The sequence below is a fragment of the Burkholderia lata genome (assembly GCF_902499335.1).
GTDB classification, from domain to species: Bacteria; Pseudomonadota; Gammaproteobacteria; order Burkholderiales; family Burkholderiaceae; genus Burkholderia; species Burkholderia lata_B.
This window is the reverse complement of sequence record NZ_CABVQK010000013.1, coordinates 173,480-189,261: the sequence shown is the minus strand read 5'-3', so window position 1 is coordinate 189,261 and position 15,782 is coordinate 173,480. Positions and strand designations below refer to the sequence as shown.

At 69.1% G+C, this 15,782-nt stretch carries 16 protein-coding genes; 7 read left to right on the top strand and 9 right to left on the bottom strand.

The annotated features are described in order from the left end of the window. Positions 1-100 precede the first annotated feature (100 nt). The 7 genes from mug (at position 101) to BCO18175_RS29360 (ending at position 5,978) form a co-directional block, all read left to right on the top strand. Entirely contained in the window at positions 101-649 is a 549-nt protein-coding gene (gene mug / locus BCO18175_RS29390) for a G/U mismatch-specific DNA glycosylase (RefSeq protein ID WP_174986250.1), read from the top strand. Continuing rightward, a complete protein-coding gene (locus BCO18175_RS29385; RefSeq protein WP_174986191.1) occupies positions 636-1,259 on the top strand; it encodes a DNA-3-methyladenine glycosylase in 624 nt (207 codons plus the stop codon). The genes mug and BCO18175_RS29385 overlap by 14 nt, the downstream gene beginning before the upstream one ends. Before the next feature lie 101 nt (positions 1,260-1,360). Next, positions 1,361-2,125: a ParA family protein gene (locus BCO18175_RS29380; RefSeq protein WP_174916151.1), complete on the top strand. Its 765-nt coding sequence runs from the start codon at positions 1,361-1,363 to the stop codon at positions 2,123-2,125. A gap of 504 nt (positions 2,126-2,629) precedes the next feature. Next, positions 2,630-3,214: a TIGR01841 family phasin gene (phaP, locus tag BCO18175_RS29375; protein WP_124496675.1), complete on the top strand. Its 585-nt coding sequence runs from the start codon at positions 2,630-2,632 to the stop codon at positions 3,212-3,214. 290 nt (positions 3,215-3,504) lie between these two features. Further along, positions 3,505-4,686, top strand: coding sequence for an acetyl-CoA C-acetyltransferase (locus BCO18175_RS29370; protein WP_174986189.1), 1,182 nt, complete (start codon positions 3,505-3,507; stop codon positions 4,684-4,686). 216 nt (positions 4,687-4,902) lie between these two features. After that, positions 4,903-5,646, top strand: a complete 744-nt coding sequence (gene phbB, locus BCO18175_RS29365) for an acetoacetyl-CoA reductase (protein ID WP_041492959.1) — start codon at positions 4,903-4,905, stop codon at positions 5,644-5,646. Positions 5,647-5,771: 125 nt separating this feature from the next. Next, on the top strand, positions 5,772-5,978 hold the full coding sequence (locus BCO18175_RS29360) for a hypothetical protein (RefSeq protein WP_011353204.1): 207 nt from the start codon (positions 5,772-5,774) through the stop codon (positions 5,976-5,978). Positions 5,979-6,074: 96 nt separating this feature from the next. Here BCO18175_RS29360 and BCO18175_RS29355 read toward each other — a convergent pair whose 3' ends face one another. The 9 genes from BCO18175_RS29355 to BCO18175_RS29315 form a co-directional block, all read right to left on the bottom strand. Beyond that, a complete protein-coding gene (locus tag BCO18175_RS29355; RefSeq protein ID WP_174986187.1) occupies positions 6,075-6,422 on the bottom strand; it encodes a hypothetical protein in 348 nt (115 codons plus the stop codon). Then, positions 6,406-6,909 carry a hotdog family protein gene (locus tag BCO18175_RS29350; protein ID WP_174986185.1) on the bottom strand — a complete coding sequence of 168 codons (504 nt, stop codon included), beginning with the start codon at positions 6,907-6,909 and terminating at the stop codon, positions 6,406-6,408. Before BCO18175_RS29350 ends, BCO18175_RS29355 begins: the two co-directional genes overlap by 17 nt. Next, positions 6,909-7,724: a beta-ketoacyl synthase chain length factor gene (locus tag BCO18175_RS29345; RefSeq protein ID WP_174986183.1), complete on the bottom strand. Its 816-nt coding sequence runs from the start codon at positions 7,722-7,724 to the stop codon at positions 6,909-6,911. Before BCO18175_RS29345 ends, BCO18175_RS29350 begins: the two co-directional genes overlap by 1 nt. An 8-nt stretch (positions 7,725-7,732) precedes the next feature. Beyond that, entirely contained in the window at positions 7,733-8,944 is a 1,212-nt protein-coding gene (locus BCO18175_RS29340) for a beta-ketoacyl-[acyl-carrier-protein] synthase family protein (RefSeq protein WP_174986181.1), read from the bottom strand. Between the two features lie 63 nt (positions 8,945-9,007). Next, complete coding sequence (locus BCO18175_RS29335; RefSeq protein WP_174986179.1) at positions 9,008-9,901, bottom strand: polysaccharide deacetylase family protein; 894 nt, start codon at positions 9,899-9,901, stop codon at positions 9,008-9,010. Continuing rightward, entirely contained in the window at positions 9,898-12,375 is a 2,478-nt protein-coding gene (locus BCO18175_RS29330) for an MMPL family transporter (RefSeq protein ID WP_174986177.1), read from the bottom strand. The genes BCO18175_RS29335 and BCO18175_RS29330 overlap by 4 nt, the downstream gene beginning before the upstream one ends. Beyond that, positions 12,375-13,031 carry an outer membrane lipoprotein carrier protein LolA gene (locus tag BCO18175_RS29325; RefSeq protein WP_174986175.1) on the bottom strand — a complete coding sequence of 219 codons (657 nt, stop codon included), beginning with the start codon at positions 13,029-13,031 and terminating at the stop codon, positions 12,375-12,377. Before BCO18175_RS29325 ends, BCO18175_RS29330 begins: the two co-directional genes overlap by 1 nt. After that, positions 13,028-14,005, bottom strand: coding sequence for an LpxL/LpxP family acyltransferase (locus BCO18175_RS29320; protein ID WP_174986173.1), 978 nt, complete (start codon positions 14,003-14,005; stop codon positions 13,028-13,030). The genes BCO18175_RS29325 and BCO18175_RS29320 overlap by 4 nt, the downstream gene beginning before the upstream one ends. Beyond that, positions 14,002-15,750: an acyl-CoA synthetase family protein gene (locus BCO18175_RS29315; RefSeq protein WP_174986171.1), complete on the bottom strand. Its 1,749-nt coding sequence runs from the start codon at positions 15,748-15,750 to the stop codon at positions 14,002-14,004. Before BCO18175_RS29315 ends, BCO18175_RS29320 begins: the two co-directional genes overlap by 4 nt. Positions 15,751-15,782: the final 32 nt, after the last annotated feature.

The following is a 15,782-nucleotide window of genomic DNA, read 5'->3' as shown; positions in this document are numbered from 1 at the left end:
ATCACGACGGGCCCGAATGTCCGAGTCAAGCCAACTGCTTGGCCCGGGTCTTCGGGCCTTCTTTCGTTTACGTCGATGTTCCTTGCGCGCCAGGCAAAACGTGGCTGACGAACTTTCCGACCTCATCGCTCCGCATCTCGACGTGCTGTTTTGCGGGATCAACCCCGGCCTGACCGCGGCCGCGACCGGGCATCACTTCGCTGGGAGAAGCAACCGCTTCTGGCGTGCGATCCATCTCGCGGGCTTCACGCCGGCGGAAATTTCGCCGCAGGACGATCACGCGATACTCCGGTATGGCTGCGGCCTGACGGCGGTGGTGAAGCGGCCGACCGCGAGCGCCGATCAGCTTTCGCGCGCGGAATTCATTGCCGCGGCCGCGGCGTTCGACCAGAAGCTGGCGCATTACGGGCCGCGCTTCGTTGCTTTTCTCGGCAAGGCCGCGTACTCGGCGCTTTCCGGGCAGCGCGAAATCGAATGGGGATTGCAACCTGCCCGCATGCAGGGCGCGAGCGTCTGGGTGCTGCCCAATCCCAGTGGGAGAAACCTCGCGTTCAGTCTCGACGAACTGGTCGACGCATACCGTCAGCTTCGTGTGCAGGTGACGGCCGTTTCCGGTCGTCAACCGGAGGGGCACGATGCGGCGCGGTGAACCCGCGCCCCAGTGGCCGGGCGTCGTGCTGCCGCGCGCATTCTTCGACCGCGTCGCCACCGACGTCGCGCCGCAACTGCTCAACAAGATTCTCGCGGCCGCGGACGGCCGGGCAGGGCGGATCGTCGAAGTGGAAGCCTATGCCGGCGCGATCGATCCGGCCGCGCATACCTATCGCGGCAAGACGCCGCGCAATGCGACGATGTTCGGGCCGCCGGGGCACCTGTATGTCTATTTCACCTATGGCATGCACTGGTGCTGCAACTGCGTGTGCGGCCCGGATGGCACGGGAACGGGTGTGTTGATTCGTGCGCTCGAGCCGCTGCTGGGGCTCGAACGCATGCGTGCGGCACGGCCGCCGCAGACGCGCGATCGTGACCTGTGCCGGGGGCCGGCACGGCTGACCCAGGCGATGGGAATCGGCGGCGCGCAGGATGGTGTCGACCTGATCGGCGCGCACGAAGGGTTCGCGATCGTCGACGACGGCATCGCGCCGCCCGCCGGTCTGGCGGGCGGGCCGCGCATCGGCATTCGTGTCGGCACGGATCTGCCGTGGCGGTGGAGCGTGCCGGGCAACCGGTATGTATCGGGGCCACAGCCGCGCACCTGATGCGTGCGGTACACAATTGCAAGCAATTCGACCTGCGTCACGCGACCGCCATTATTGACCGGCTAAGCTTGTCTTTTCGACGTTTCGATCGAGGAGACACAATGCGGCGGGTCGTATTCAACCAGAAGGGCGGCGTGGGCAAATCGACGATCGTCTGCAACCTGGCGGCGATCAGCGCGAGCGAAGGGCTGCGCACGCTCGTCATCGACCTCGATGCGCAGGCGAACTCGACGCGCTACCTGCTCGGCGACGCCGCGGCCGACGCGCAGCCGGGCGTCGCCGATTTCTTCGAAACCGCGCTGACTTTCAATTTCCGTCCGGTCGACGTCGCGTCGTTCATCCATCCGACCCCGTTCGAAGGGCTCGATGTGATGCCCGCGCATCCGGATCTCGACACACTGCACGGCAAGCTCGAGTCGCGCTACAAGATCTACAAGCTGCGCGACGCGCTGAACGAGCTCGACACCTACGACGCCGTGTACATCGACACGCCGCCCGCGCTGAATTTCTATACGCGCTCGGCGCTGATCGCGGTCGAGCGCTGCCTGATCCCGTTCGACTGCGACGATTTCTCGCGCCGTGCGCTGTACACGCTGCTCGAGAACGTGAAGGAAATCCAGCAGGACCACAACGCGGCGCTCGAGGTGGAAGGGATCGTGATCAACCAGTTCCAGCCGCGGGCGAGCCTCCCGCAGCGGCTGGTCGATGAACTCGTCGAAGAAGGGTTGCCGGTGCTCGTGTCGAAGCTGTCGGCGTCGGTGAAGATCCGCGAGTCGCATCAGCAGTCCAAGCCGGTGATCCATCTGGAACCCGGGCACAAGCTCACGCAGGAGTTCCTCGCGCTGCATCGCGAACTGGCCGGCTGATCTCGCGCCTGCCTGACGAACCCGCGGCCGCATCATGCGGCCGTTTTTTTTATTGCGACCCGCAATTCATCCGATCATTGATTCCGTCATTAATAATCCCGAAAACGATTTCATAATAAATCCAGAAAAAACGATTACATAAGCGACCGCTTAATTTTCAATACGTCCCGGTTTTCTAATAAAAGGAATAATGAATTGGTAAATGTTGCGCGACGTCATGATCCGCTATGCTGTAAAAAGGTAAAAATTCATTGCGGGACAGAGTGATGCGCAGTTTCATCTGCGATGTCGGCGCATCAAGGGCTCCAGCGGTTGCCTTGGATCAAAATAAGGGTTTACACTTAGTATTAATGCCATTTAATTGACAATTAATCGATCTAGAATGGGCTCCTTCAACTTCCCGTGCTCAAATAAGTGACGGGTTGTCAATAAGGAAGTCTGCTGTCGATCCGGCTTCCAATTTTCCTTACGTCGTCTCTCGCATTGCTAACAGGAGCGTGCCCGATGTCCGTATTTGCCCCCGAAAAACTCAACGCCGAATATCAATCCGGTATCGCCGCGTGGTTTGCGATCGCTCGTCCGGCGATCCAAGGTTTCGAGGCTGTTGTCGAACTCAACCTGCAAGCGGCCCGGACGGCGCTCGAGGAATACGAGGACAAGCTGAAGAACGCGTTCAACAGCAGCAATCCGGCCGTGGGCTTCGCGCAGCAGGTCGCCGCGCCGCAGGAAGCCGCCGGCAAGGCCGTGTCGTACGGCCGCCATCTGTTCGACATCGCGGTGTCGACGCAGTCCGAATGGGCGAAGGTCGCGCAAGCGCAATACGAACAGAACGACAAGCGCCTGAAGGACGTGCTCGGCGAACTGTCGAAGCATGCACCGGCCGGCTCGGCACCGGTGGTGGCTGCGCTGAACTCGGCGCTGTCGGCTGCGACCGCCGCGGCTGACTCCGTGCGCGCAGCGACGGGCCAGGCGATCGAAGCCGCACAGAGCGGTTTCGATGCGGTCAGCGAAACGGCAACGCGTGGCGCGAAGCAAACGGCTGCAGCCGCACGCAAGGACGCAGCGGCCGCACGCGAATCGGCTGCGTAATCCGTAGCCATGCAAGCACGTGTCGCGCACGAGCGCGACACGATTGATCGGCGCCGGATGGCGCCGGACGCCGCGTGTGCCGCGTGGTGTCCGGCAAATGTCCGGTTGCCGCAAGACGCCGGTGAACCGGCGAGCCGTACCGGTGTGCCGCCCGTTCGAACGGGTGCCGCGCGCCGTATGGCGGCGTGCGACCGCTCTCGCGCCCGACGGCCCGAGATGCGCGATCGCCAGCCGAGGCCGGCTCGCGCCGGCGTCAGAACGACGAACTGATTTCGATGCAGGAACTGGAAATGACGGATGTAGTGATCGTATCGGCCGCGCGGACCGCGGTCGGCAAATTCGGCGGTTCGCTTGCGAAGATTGCGGCGCCCGAGCTGGGCGCGACGGTGATCCGCGCGGTGCTGGAGCGTGCGGGCGTGAAGCCCGATCAGGTCAGCGAAGTGATCATGGGCCAGGTGCTGACGGCCGGTTCCGGGCAGAACCCGGCGCGGCAGTCGCTGATCAAGGCCGGGCTGCCGAGCGCAGTGCCGGGGATGACGATCAACAAGGTGTGCGGCTCGGGCCTGAAGGCCGTGATGCTGGCGGCGAACGCGATCGTCGCGGGCGACGCGGAGATCGTGATCGCGGGCGGCCAGGAGAACATGAGCGCATCGCCGCACGTGCTGCCGGGTTCGCGCGACGGGTTCCGGATGGGCGACGCGAAGCTGGTCGACACGATGATCGTCGACGGCCTGTGGGACGTGTACAACCAGTACCACATGGGCATCACGGCGGAGAACGTCGCGAAGGAATACGGGATCACGCGCGAAGAGCAGGACGCGTTCGCGGCGCTGTCGCAGAACAAGGCGGAAGCTGCGCAGAAGGCCGGCCGCTTCAACGATGAAATCGTGCCGGTGGCGATTCCGCAACGCAAGGGCGAGCCGCTGCAGTTCGCGACGGACGAATTCGTGCGTCACGGCGTGACGGCGGAATCGCTGGCGGGGCTGAAGCCGGCGTTCTCGAAGGACGGCTCGGTGACGGCGGCGAACGCGTCGGGGCTGAACGACGGCGCGGCGGCGGTGCTGGTGATGTCGGCGCAGAAGGCGGCGGCACTCGGCCTGACGCCGCTGGCGCGGATCAAGGCGTACGCGAACGCGGGCGTGGATCCGAGCGTGATGGGCATGGGCCCGGTGCCGGCATCGCGCCGGTGCCTGGAGCGCGCGGGCTGGACGCCGGGCGACCTGGATCTGATGGAGATCAACGAGGCGTTCGCGGCGCAGGCGCTGGCGGTGCACAAGCAGATGGGCTGGGACACGTCGAAGGTGAACGTGAACGGCGGGGCGATCGCGATCGGCCACCCGATCGGCGCGTCGGGCTGCCGGATCCTGGTGACGCTGCTGCACGAGATGGCCAAGCGCGATGCGAAGCGCGGGCTGGCGTCGCTGTGCATCGGCGGCGGGATGGGCGTCGCGCTCGCGGTCGAACGCGCCTGAGCGGGGTCTGACACACGTCCCGCGTGCGGCGCCGGCCAGCGCCGCACGCGGGTGAAGCGGTTTTCGCGCACGACAGGCAGTGAACAACAAGCGCGAGGTGCCGGTGCGTGCCGCGCCCGTGACGCGGGCGGCTGCGCATCGAAGCGGTGGGGCGGCAGCATGTGCGATGCCGTCGCTCCGCCTTCATCGATTACTTTTTTGTCGGTAATTTATAGGATGACTAAGCGAATTGCAGTTGTGACTGGTGGAATGGGCGGTCTTGGCGAAGCGGTCAGCATCAGGTTGAACGACGCGGGACACCGGGTAGTCGTCACGTATTCGCCGAACAACACCGGTGCGGACCGCTGGCTGACCGAGATGCATGCGGCCGGCCGCGAGTTCCACGCGTACCCGGTGGACGTGGCCGATCACGATTCGTGCCAGCAATGCATCGAGAAGATCGCGCGGGACGTCGGCCCGGTCGACATTCTCGTGAACAACGCGGGCATCACGCGCGACATGACGCTGCGCAAGCTCGACAAGGTCAACTGGGATGCGGTGATCCGCACGAACCTCGATTCCGTGTTCAACATGACGAAGCCGGTCTGCGAAAGCATGGTCGAGCGCGGTTGGGGCCGCATCGTCAACATCTCGTCGGTGAACGGCTCGAAGGGTTCGGTCGGCCAGACCAACTACGCGGCCGCGAAGGCCGGCATGCACGGTTTCACGAAATCGCTCGCGCTCGAAATCGCGCGCAAGGGCGTGACGGTGAACACGGTGTCGCCGGGCTACCTCGCGACGAAGATGGTCACGGCGATCCCGCAGGACATCCTCGACTCGAAGATCCTCCCGCAGATTCCGGCGGGCCGGCTCGGCAAGCCCGAGGAAGTCGCGGCGCTGGTCGCTTACCTGTGCTCGGAGGAGGCCGGCTTCGTGACGGGCTCCAACATCGCGATCAACGGCGGCCAGCACATGCACTGACGCGTGGCGGCCCGGCGGTCCGGCGACCCGGACGGCCTGCGCGCACGTGCCGGGCCGTGTTCCGCAATATCCAGTGCCAGGGCGGCGGCAGGCGCGCCGCTTCGGCCTCGCAATCCGGAGAACGCATGGGCGACACCTGGATGGGACTCGCGATCGGCGGCACGGCACTGGCCGTCGCGCTGACGATGGCGGTCTCGCTCTACTGGCTCGAGCGGCGCCGTGCGCGGCTGCTGCGGAACTTCGATCATCGCGATTGCTGGCTCGTCGCATACGGCAAGTGCTTCGCGCGCGTGCGGGCCAGGCCGGCACGCCGCATGCGCGGCGCGCGTTGACGGTGGCGGCAGCGGCAGCGCGGTAGTGACGCGTCACAGCTGACGAACGGTCACGCATCGCGCGCACGCCACGGGCGATGCGCGCGATGCCCGTGGTCAATCGCTCTTTTCGCTTTTTCCACCCGACTCGCCCGAGTCGTTCTTGTGGAAGATCCGCTTCGTCGTGCGCTTGGTGGCATCCCAGCCTTCGCGCGACGCATGTGCGACCCCGTGCCCGACCGCCTTCGCGGCGCTCGCGGTTGCGTGGCCGAAGCTGCGGGCCGCCTCGCCGGTCTTGTGCGCGGCTTCCTTCGAATCGCGCTTGATGTCCTGCTTCACTTCCGACATGTCCGCTTGCGCGATCGGGCTGATCAGCGCCAGAACGAGCGCGGTGCCAATGAACTGACGAACTTTCACGACCTGGTTTCCTTCCGTTGAGTAAGCGGCTTCATCGAGGATTCGCATCGCCGGCTGGCGCCGAACGAAACGCGCCGGCCGTCGACGCGTCGAGCATCACCGCGGCACGGCCGGACAGCAGCAGGCGATCGCCGCAGCGCAATGCAAAGGCGTACAGCACCGAGCGGGCGTCACCGCTCACGCGCTCAGCTTCGACGGCGAGCGGCTGCGCGAACGTGTCGAGCCGGTCGACGAATGCGTCGACGTTGCGCACGCTCGCCAGATAACCGACCCGCGGGCGCGCTTCGTGCGCGCCGAGCAGCGCGCCGTGAACGGCCATCGCCTGTGCCGCGTATTCGATTCCGCAGACAGCTGCGAGCCGGCCGTGCGAACGCAGCGGGTTGTGCGGATCGCGGTGGCTCGTCGCGCTGCAGCGGATGCGGTGGACATCCCATGCATCGACCGTATCGAGCACGCACATCGCGCCGTCGTGCGGAATGTGCGCGGCGATCCACGCGTGGTCGAGCGGCGGCGCGAGCGGGATCGTCGCGGTCATCACGCGCGCTCCGCGAACGTATCGGGCATCGCGACGTCGACCTGCACACGTGTGTCGGCGAGGTAGTCGAGCACGACGCGCGTCGAACGCCGCAGGGCGAGCGCATCGAGCAGCGGCAGCACGCGCGCGGCCGGATTGCCGGCGCGCAGTGCGTCGAGCCCGGCATGCGCGAGCGTCGTGGCGGGGGCGTCCGTCAGTTGCACGTCGATGCGCGCGAGCGCGCGTTCGCTTGCTTCGGGCGCGAGCACGAGTGCCACGCCGAACGCGTCGCCGATCGGCCGCACCGCGCGCAGCGGTTCCGGGTAGTCGGTGTCGTACGCGATCAGCAGGGTCGGCACGCGATCGACCGCGACCTGGCACAGGCTCTCGAGCAGGCCCGCGGCAAAGCTGCCGTCGTGCGCGCACAGCACGTTCGACGTCGCCATCGCGCGCGTCGCGATGCTCCAGTAGCCGGCCGGCGCGTTGTGCACGGAGTTGTGGAAGCGCGTCGGCGACAGCTGGCAATCGTCGCCGGCAAGCGTCTCGCAGATCGCGTGGCAATTCTGGCCGTCGCCGCCCGATGCGCTGAACACGGTTGCGAGCGTCGCGGCGTTGCGTCCGCTCGCGGCCACCGCTTCGTGGCCGGCCGCGAGCGCCACGCGCACGACGGGGCCGGTGCGGCGCCGTTCAGCGGACGGCAGGCCGGCCGGCGGCGGCAGTTCGGTGCGGACGGGTGCATACGGCGCGCGGCCCGCGAGCACGTCGGCCGCGTGCGGCCAGTCGTTCAATCCGGGCCCGATGAGGCCGATGCTTTCGATGAAGGCGGTGAGTGTCATGACGGGCCTCAACGGCGGGCGTGGTCGGCGCGGCCGAGGATCAGGCTGCAATTCGTGCCGCCGAAGCCGAACGAATTGGAGAGGACGGCGCGCACGCGCGCATCGCGGCTCGCGAGCACGTAGTCGGCGGCGAGTGCCGGATCGGGTTGCGTCGTGTTCACGCCGGCCGGCACGAACTGCTCGCGCAGCGCGAGCGCGGCGACGACGGCTTCGAGCGCCCCCGCCGCACCGAGCGTATGGCCGGTTGCGCCCTTCGTCGAGCTGCATGGCGTGCTGGCGAACAGCGCGCCGATCGCGCGGCTTTCGGCCGCATCGTTGCTCGGCGTCGCGGTGCCGTGCAGGTTCACGTAGTCGATGTCGATCGCACCCAGGCTGGCGGATGCGAGCGCCTGCTCGATCGCGACGCGTGCGCCGAGCCCGTCCGGATGCGGCGACGACATGTGATGCGCGTCGCTCGATTCGCCGATGCCGAGCAGCAGGATCGCATCGGTGTCGAGTGCGGCGGGCGGGTCCGGCACGCGTTCGACGAGCGCGAACGCGGCGGCCTCGCCGATCGAGATGCCGTCGCGCGCGACGTCGAACGGACGGCACGGCTGGCGCGACAGCAGTTCGAGCGAATTGAAGCCGTACAGCGTCGTCAGGCACAGCGAATCGACGCCGCCGACGACAGCCGCGTCGATCAAGCCCGCCTCGATCATGCGGCGCGCGGAGCCGAACACTTTCGCGCCGGACGAGCAGGCGGACGAGATCGCCATCGCGGGGCCGCGCAGTGCGAAAAACGCGCGCACGAATGCGGCCGGCGAATACGGGTTGTGCGTGTGCGCGTAGCGGAAGTCGGCGGGCAGTGCGCCGCTTGCCGGATCGCGGCGCTGGTACGCGTGCTCGGTCTCGAGGATGCCTGCGGTGCTCGTGCCGATGAATACGCCGACGCGCGCGGCACCGTAGCGCGCCACGGCTGCCGCGACGCGTGCGTCGAAGCCGTCCTGCGTGAGGCCGAGTTGCGCGAGGCGGTTGTTGCGGCAGTCGAAGTCGGCGAGGTCGGCGCGCACGGGCTGCGCATCGACGCTATCCACCGCGCCAATCCACGTGTCGAGATCCGCACGCTCGAAGTCGCAGGGCTGGAGCCCGCCGCGTGCGTCGCGCAGCGCATCGAGGGTCGCATCGAGGCCGCGGCCGATGCAGCTGGTGGCGGTGAAGTGCGAGAGCAGGAGAGGTTTCACGAGGGTCGCATCCGGTGGCCGGAACGGGCGCCGCAGCAGGGCTGGCACGCGCGCCGTTCGAGGTCAGATTTTATCAAACGGGGAGGCCGAACCGGCCGGCCCGCCCGGCCCGCCGGGCGGTTCGGGCGCGAGCGCCGCGCGCAGCGTGGTCCAGTGCAACTGCGCGTCGGCGGCCGCGCGCAGCACCGCTTGCAGCACGTCGAGCACGACCGGTTCGCCGCGTGCATCGCGCGCCGCGTGGCCGTCGTGCACGAGCAGGATGTCGCGTGCGGCGAGACCGTGCAGCAGGCGGCGCGTGACGGTTGCAGCATCGCGTGCACGCGTATCGAAACCGCGCCGCGTCCAGCTCGCCAGCTGCAGGCCGAGTTCGCACAGCACCGGCTCGAGAAACGGATTGCGCAGGCCGGCCGGCGCGCGGAAGAACAGCGGGCGCGTACCGGCGATCTCGGTCAGCGTCTGCTGCGCGGCCGTGATCTCGCGCCGCAGCGCGGCGGGCCCCGACAGCGAGAACGTATGCACATGCCGCTGGCTGTGGTTCTCGATCGCGTGGCCACGCGCGACGATTGCTTCGATCCACCGCGGATGACGACGCGCGAGATCGCCGATGCAGAAGAACGTCGCGCGCGCGTCGTAACGATCGAGCAGGTCGAGCACGCGTGGCGTGACGTCCGGGTCCGGGCCGTCGTCGATCGTCAGCGCGATGCGGCGGCCGGCACCGGGCGGCAGGCGTGTCCAGTTCGGGCCGAGCAGCGTGCTGCGCGGCCACAGGCCGGCGGCGGTCAGCGCGAGATGCGACGCGACCACGCCGCCGACGGCCCACGGCCACGTGGCCGGTTGCGCGATGACGGCGGCGGCCGCGCCCGCGTGCAGCGCGGCGGTGCCCGCGATCAGCGGCGTCGGCTTCCAGCGGCGCGTGTCGCCGGGCTGTCGCGACGGAACGGACGACGGCGCGTTCATGCGCGGCCTCCTCGATGACGGTCGACGACCGCGGACGCGGCCGCGCGCGGCGCGAGAATCGCCGCGAACGCGAGCGCGAGCATCGCGCCCGGGCCGACGGTCAGCCCGAAGGTCTCGAGCAGCGGCACGCGCGACAGCGCCAGCAACCCGAAGCCGGCGACCGTCGCGAGGTTCGCGATCAGCAGCGACACGAGCGTGTAGGGCGTGACGGGCTGCGCGTCGTCGCGCTTGCAGAAGAACAGCGCATAGTTCGAGCCGACCGCGACGATCAGCAGCATCCCGACGAGATGCAGGATCGTCAGTTGCACGCCGGCGAGCGCGAAGCCGGCCGTCACGACCAGCACGGCCGCGACGAGCGGCGCGAGCGCACGCACGACGCGGCGCGGCGAGCGCAGTGCGATCAGCAGCAGCACGGCGATGGCGGCAAAACCCGCGAGCGACAGCCGGATGTCTTCATGCACGTAGCTCACGTACAGGCGATCGGCTTCGGCCTTCATGTCGACGAACAGCGCATCGGGCACGCCCGCGCGCGCGACAGCCGCGCGAATCGGCGTCGCATCGAGACTCGATGCCGGGTGCGCAGTGCGGGCGGCATCCGGCGCGCGCAGCGGCAGCATCGCGCTCCAGCGGCCGTCACGTTCGGTCAGCAGCGCATCGACGGCGAGCGCCATCGATGTGCCGCGCAGGTCGGCGCGCGTCAGCAGCGGCGCGCGGCGTGCGGCGTCGACGTCGGTGATGAACGGTGCGAACAGGTCGGGCTTGACCGCGATCGGCTGGTTCGCGACGGCGTCGTGCATCCGCGCGGCGAGCACGCCGGCATCGGGCAGGCTCGCCTGGCGCGCGCGCTGCGCGGCGTCGCTCGGCAGGTAGCGCGCGGGGCTTTCGAAACCGGCGAGCGCGCCCTGGTCGACGAGCGGCTGCAATTGCGCGGCCACTTTTTCGACGCCTTCGAGCGCGGCCTGTTCGGTCGATGCGGAAATCACGACGAGATAGCGCACGTCGGGTGCGCCGACATCGGCGCGCAGCCGTGCGTCGAGTGCCTGCGCTTTCGCCGGCACGGGGCTCAGCGCGGCGAGTTCGCGGCTCCACAGGCCGTCGCGATGCAGCACGAGCGTCGCGCCCGCGGCGATCACCAGCACGGCGAGCGGCCAGCGTAGCTGCGGGGCGGCGTCGGCCGCGCGCGCGAGCACGGCACCGACGCGCGACACGTCGCGGATCGCGACATGCTCGCCGCGCAGGTGCGGCAGCACGAAGCGCGTGACGAGCGCGGCGGACGTCAGCCCGACGATCGAATACAGCCCGAGTTGCACGAGGCCCGGGAATCCGGAGAACAGCATCGACGCGAAACCGCATACGGACGTCAGCACACCGAGCCGGATCGTCGGCCAGTACGCGGCGACCCATGCGCGCATCGCGTCGGCCGGGCGCGCCGCGCCGCGCGTGCCGGCCTTCGCCGACTGCACGAACAGGTAGATCGAATAGTCGACGGCTTCGCCGATCAGGGTCGTACCGAAGCCGAGCGTCAGCCCGTGGACCGTACCGAACGCGAGGCTGACCGCCGCGATTCCCGCCGCGACGCCCGTCAGCACCGGCAGCAAGCCGAGCGCGAGCGTGCGCGGCGAACGGTACAGCGTCAGCAGCAGCGCGACGATCAGCACGACGCTCGCCGTCGACAGCCGTTCGACGTCGTGCCGGATCGTGTCGCGCGTGTCGACCGAGAACACGCCGGGGCCCGTCATCGCGAGCGTGGTCGCGGCGGCGTTCGGCACGGCCTGCTTCGCGGCGGCGAACGCGCGATGCACGGTGTCGATCGCGCGGGCCTGAGCGTCGGTATCGGAACCGGCCGCGGCCGTCTGCACGACGAGCACCGCACGCGTGCCGTCGCGCGACGCCCACACACCGTCGCGGTTCGCCGGTTCCGCCGCGCTGTCGAGCTGGTCGACGAGCGTGGCGACTTCACCGGTCGGATCGCGCGGCAGCATCGCCTTGGCCACGAGGCCGGCCGACGAACTCAGCAGGTCGAGGCTGTCGCCGAGCGCCTGATGCAGGCCGGCGGCGCTGAAGCGCTGCGGCGTGACGGCCGGGCTCAGCAGGTAGCGGTGATCGAAGATGAACTGGCGGTCGCGTGCGTCGTTCGCGGCTTCGCCGTTGTGAACGGCCGCGAACTGCGGATCGGCGCGCAGCGCACCGGCGACGCGCCGCGACTGCGCGGCGCGCGTCGTGGCATCGCCGCCGTCGATCGCGACGAGGATCAGCCGCGACACGATGCCGTCGTGCAACTGGTCGACGAGCACGCGCTGCCCGGCGCTCGGCGAGCTCGGCAGGAACGCGGACAGGTCGGCCGTGAAGTGCGCGCGCCCGATCGCGACGCCGCACGCGAGAAGCACGAGCAGCCACACGAGCACCGCGCGCTGCCGCAGCGCATGCAGGCGGCGGGCGACCGGTGACGACGGGGGCCGGGTGCGTTCGTCCATCAGTTCGGGTTCGCCGGAACGGGTTGCAGGCGCATCACCGAACGGTCGCCGTCGGCCTGCCGGATCGCGACGCTGCGCAACGCGTCGCGCGTGCCGTCGAGCGTGATCGTGCTGACGACCTTCAGCATCCGCGAGTCGAGCGGCGTGAGCGTCAGCGTCCAGTCGTCGCCGCGCCCGGCGAGCGCGACCTTGTACACCTGTTCGAGCGCGAAGCGGTTGCCGGCGAGCGTCGCGCGGATGCTGTCGATGAACGCGCCGAGTTCCGGATAGCGTGCGAGCGCGAGCGTGTACTTGCGGTTGTTGCGCTCGACGGTGAGCATGTCGCCGTCGACGACGAGGTGTTCGGGCTTCGGGCTCAGCGTGTGCTTCTCGAGATGGTCGGGCGCGACGAACACGAGTTCGCCGGACGACTCGACCGGCTGCGTCGCGATCGACAGGTATTTCGTCTCGGTGAACGTCGCCCGTCCCGATTTGTGCTGCGCAAGCGTCGACATCAGCCGGTCGAGGGTCCACGCCGGCGCCGTGTCGGCCGCCTGCGCCGGCACGGCCGTCAGCGCGATCGCGGCGGTGGTTGCAGCGACGGTGACGGCCAGCGTGCGGGCGGCACGACGCAGCGCGGACGGGAGCGTGGGCAGGCAGCGGCGAACGGCGGTCATGCGTCGGAATCCCTCGTGGCGGACAGGCCGGCACCGGCGCGCGCCGCGTCGCTGCGCGCAGCCGCGGCATCGCCGCCTTGCCAGAAATCGAAATAGTTGAACCAGTTGTACGGTGCCGCGCGGCAGTACTTGTCGAGCAGCGCGACGTAGCGCGCGAGCGCCGCGTCGACGGCCGCCGCGCGTGCGTCGCGCCGCACGTCGGAGAAATCGGCGAGCGTCTCGAAGTGCACATCGTAGCGGTTGCCGTCGCGATAGAGGCCCGTCATGAAGATCACCGGGCGTTTCAGCATCGCGGCCATGTAGAGCGGCCCGAGCGGGAACGCGGCCGGCGCGCCGAGCAGCGGCAGCCGGCGCAGCGACGCGGCCGCGTCGTCGAGCAGTGTGCGGTCGGCGAGCATGCCGACCATGCAGTTCGCGTCGAGGCGCTCGCGCACCTTCAGCATCGAGTCGACCTGCCCGAGCGGAATCACTTCCGGCTGCGCGGCGGGATTCACGGCCGCGAGCGTCGCGTTGATCTTGCGCGCATTCTTCTCGTACATCGTGACGACGACGCGCAGGTCCGGGTGCGTGCGGCCGATCGCGCGCACGACCTCGAAGCTGCCGAGGTGCGCGCCCATCAGGAACGCACCGCGTCCGCCCGCGAGCGCCTCGTCGACGAGCGTTTCACCGTGCAGCCGGATGTCGAACAGGTCGAAGCGCCCGTTCATCAGGTAGACGCGGTCGTGGATCGTCGCCGCGAACGTGAACACGTGCCGGTACACGTCGCGCCAGCGCGCGGGGCGGCCGAGCACGCGGCGCAGGTAGTCGCGCGACGCCGCGCACGCGACCGGCGAGAACAGCACGAAATACGTCGCGATCAGGTGCAGTACGACGCGCGCGCGCTGCCGGCCGAAGCGCAGCGAGATCCACGTCATCGCGCGCAGCAGGCCTGCGTTGCTGCGCTCCTGGCGTTCGGCCCACGTGGTGCGCTTCATGGCTGCGCGCCATCCTGCGCGGCCGGCGGCGCGGACAGCACGCCGCTCGCGACCTCGCGCGCGCCGGCGCGCAGCGTGAAGCGGATCGCGCCGCTGGCCGCGGCGTCGTACGCGAGATCGAGCGGTTCGCCGGGCGCGACCGGGCTCAGGAATTTCGCGGAACCGAGCCGCCACGTATGCAACGGGCGGTTCAGCGCCGTGCCGATCGCATGGATCGCGTGATCGAGCAGCACGACGCCCGGCACGACCGGATGGCCGGGGAAGTGGCCGGGCAGCGCCGGGTGATCGGCCGGGATCGTGAACCCGAGCGCGGGCGCGGGCGTGCCGGCCGGGTCGCGTACGGGCGTCGGCACGGCCGCGGTGCGCGCATGTTGCGCAACGAGTGCGGCGAGCACGTCGCGCGGCAGCTTGCCCGTTTCGTTGCGCGGCAGCGCGTCGACGAATACGAGCGGGCGCGGCATGAACGCGGGATCGATCCGCTCGCGCAACGCGCGCTGCAGATCGGCTGCCGCGAGCGTCGGCGCGACGACCAGCGCGACGAGGCGCGTGACCGGTTCGAGGCCCGCATCGGCGTGCGCCGGCGCGGCTTCGTCGGGCATGAAGAACACGCCGTCGATCACGTCCGGAATCGCATTGAGCTGATGGTTCAGGTAAGCGAGCGACGTGCGCTTGCCGGCGATGTTGACGAGGTCGGCCTTGCGGCCGTGCAGCAGGAACCGGCCGTCGCCGAGCAGTTCGAGCGCATCGCCCATCGGCACGGGTGCCTCGACGTGCCCGCCCGATACCCAGATCGTCGGTTCGCCGTCGTCGCTTTCCGGTTCGTCGCGCGCGTCGAGCCGGATGCCCGGGAACAACGCCCACGTCGCGCCTTGCGACGTGCGGCGGGTGGCGATCTGGCCGGTCTCGGTGCTGCCGTAGATCTCGACGAGCGGCGCGTCGAGCGCGGCCTCGGCTTCGCACGCGAGCTTTTCCGACAGCGGCGCGGTGGCCGACAGCACGAGCGTCGCGGGCGGCAGCGCATGGCCGGCCGCCAGCAGCGCACGCAGGTGGATCGGCGACGTGACGAGTACGCGCGGCTGCGGAATCGCGTCGAGTTCGTCGCGAATGTCGACCGGGTAGAACGGCTGGCGATTGCTGAACGCGAGGCCGCCGATCAGCGCGAGCAGCACCGTCGACTCGAAGCCGTACATGTGCTGCGCGGGCACCGTGCCGATCAGCGTGGCCGCGCGGCCGTCGAGCAGCCCGAGGCGGTCGGCCGCCGCGCGCACGCAGCCGACCAGGAAGCCCCAGGTCTTGCGGTGCGGCACCGGCGCGCCGGTCGAGCCGGACGTGAACACGTAGGCCATGATCCGTGCCGCATCGATCTGCGGGACGGCGAACGGCGCATCGCTCGCGAGCCCGCCGGAGGCGGCATCGGGGTAGGCGAAGCGCGGCAGGTCGATCGTGCAGTCGGGTGCGTCGTGCAGGCAGAACGCGTCGGGTGCGAACGATGCGAGCTGGCGGACCATTTCCGGCGTGTGCGTCGACGGCAGCAGGCTGATCTTGCCGGCAACGAGTGCGGCGCACAGGCTGACCGCGAAGCGGTAGCGGTCGCGGCACACGTTGAACACGTGGCCGCCGTCGGGCAGCGCGGCGGCCACGCGCGCGACGTCGGCGACGAATGCGCGCACGGTGACGGGTGCGCCGTCGCGCCAGGCGATCGTCTGGTCCGGCGATGAATGGAAAACCAGCGGGTGAGTCGGCATAAATCGGTCAAAACGGGAGCGAAGGCCGGCGC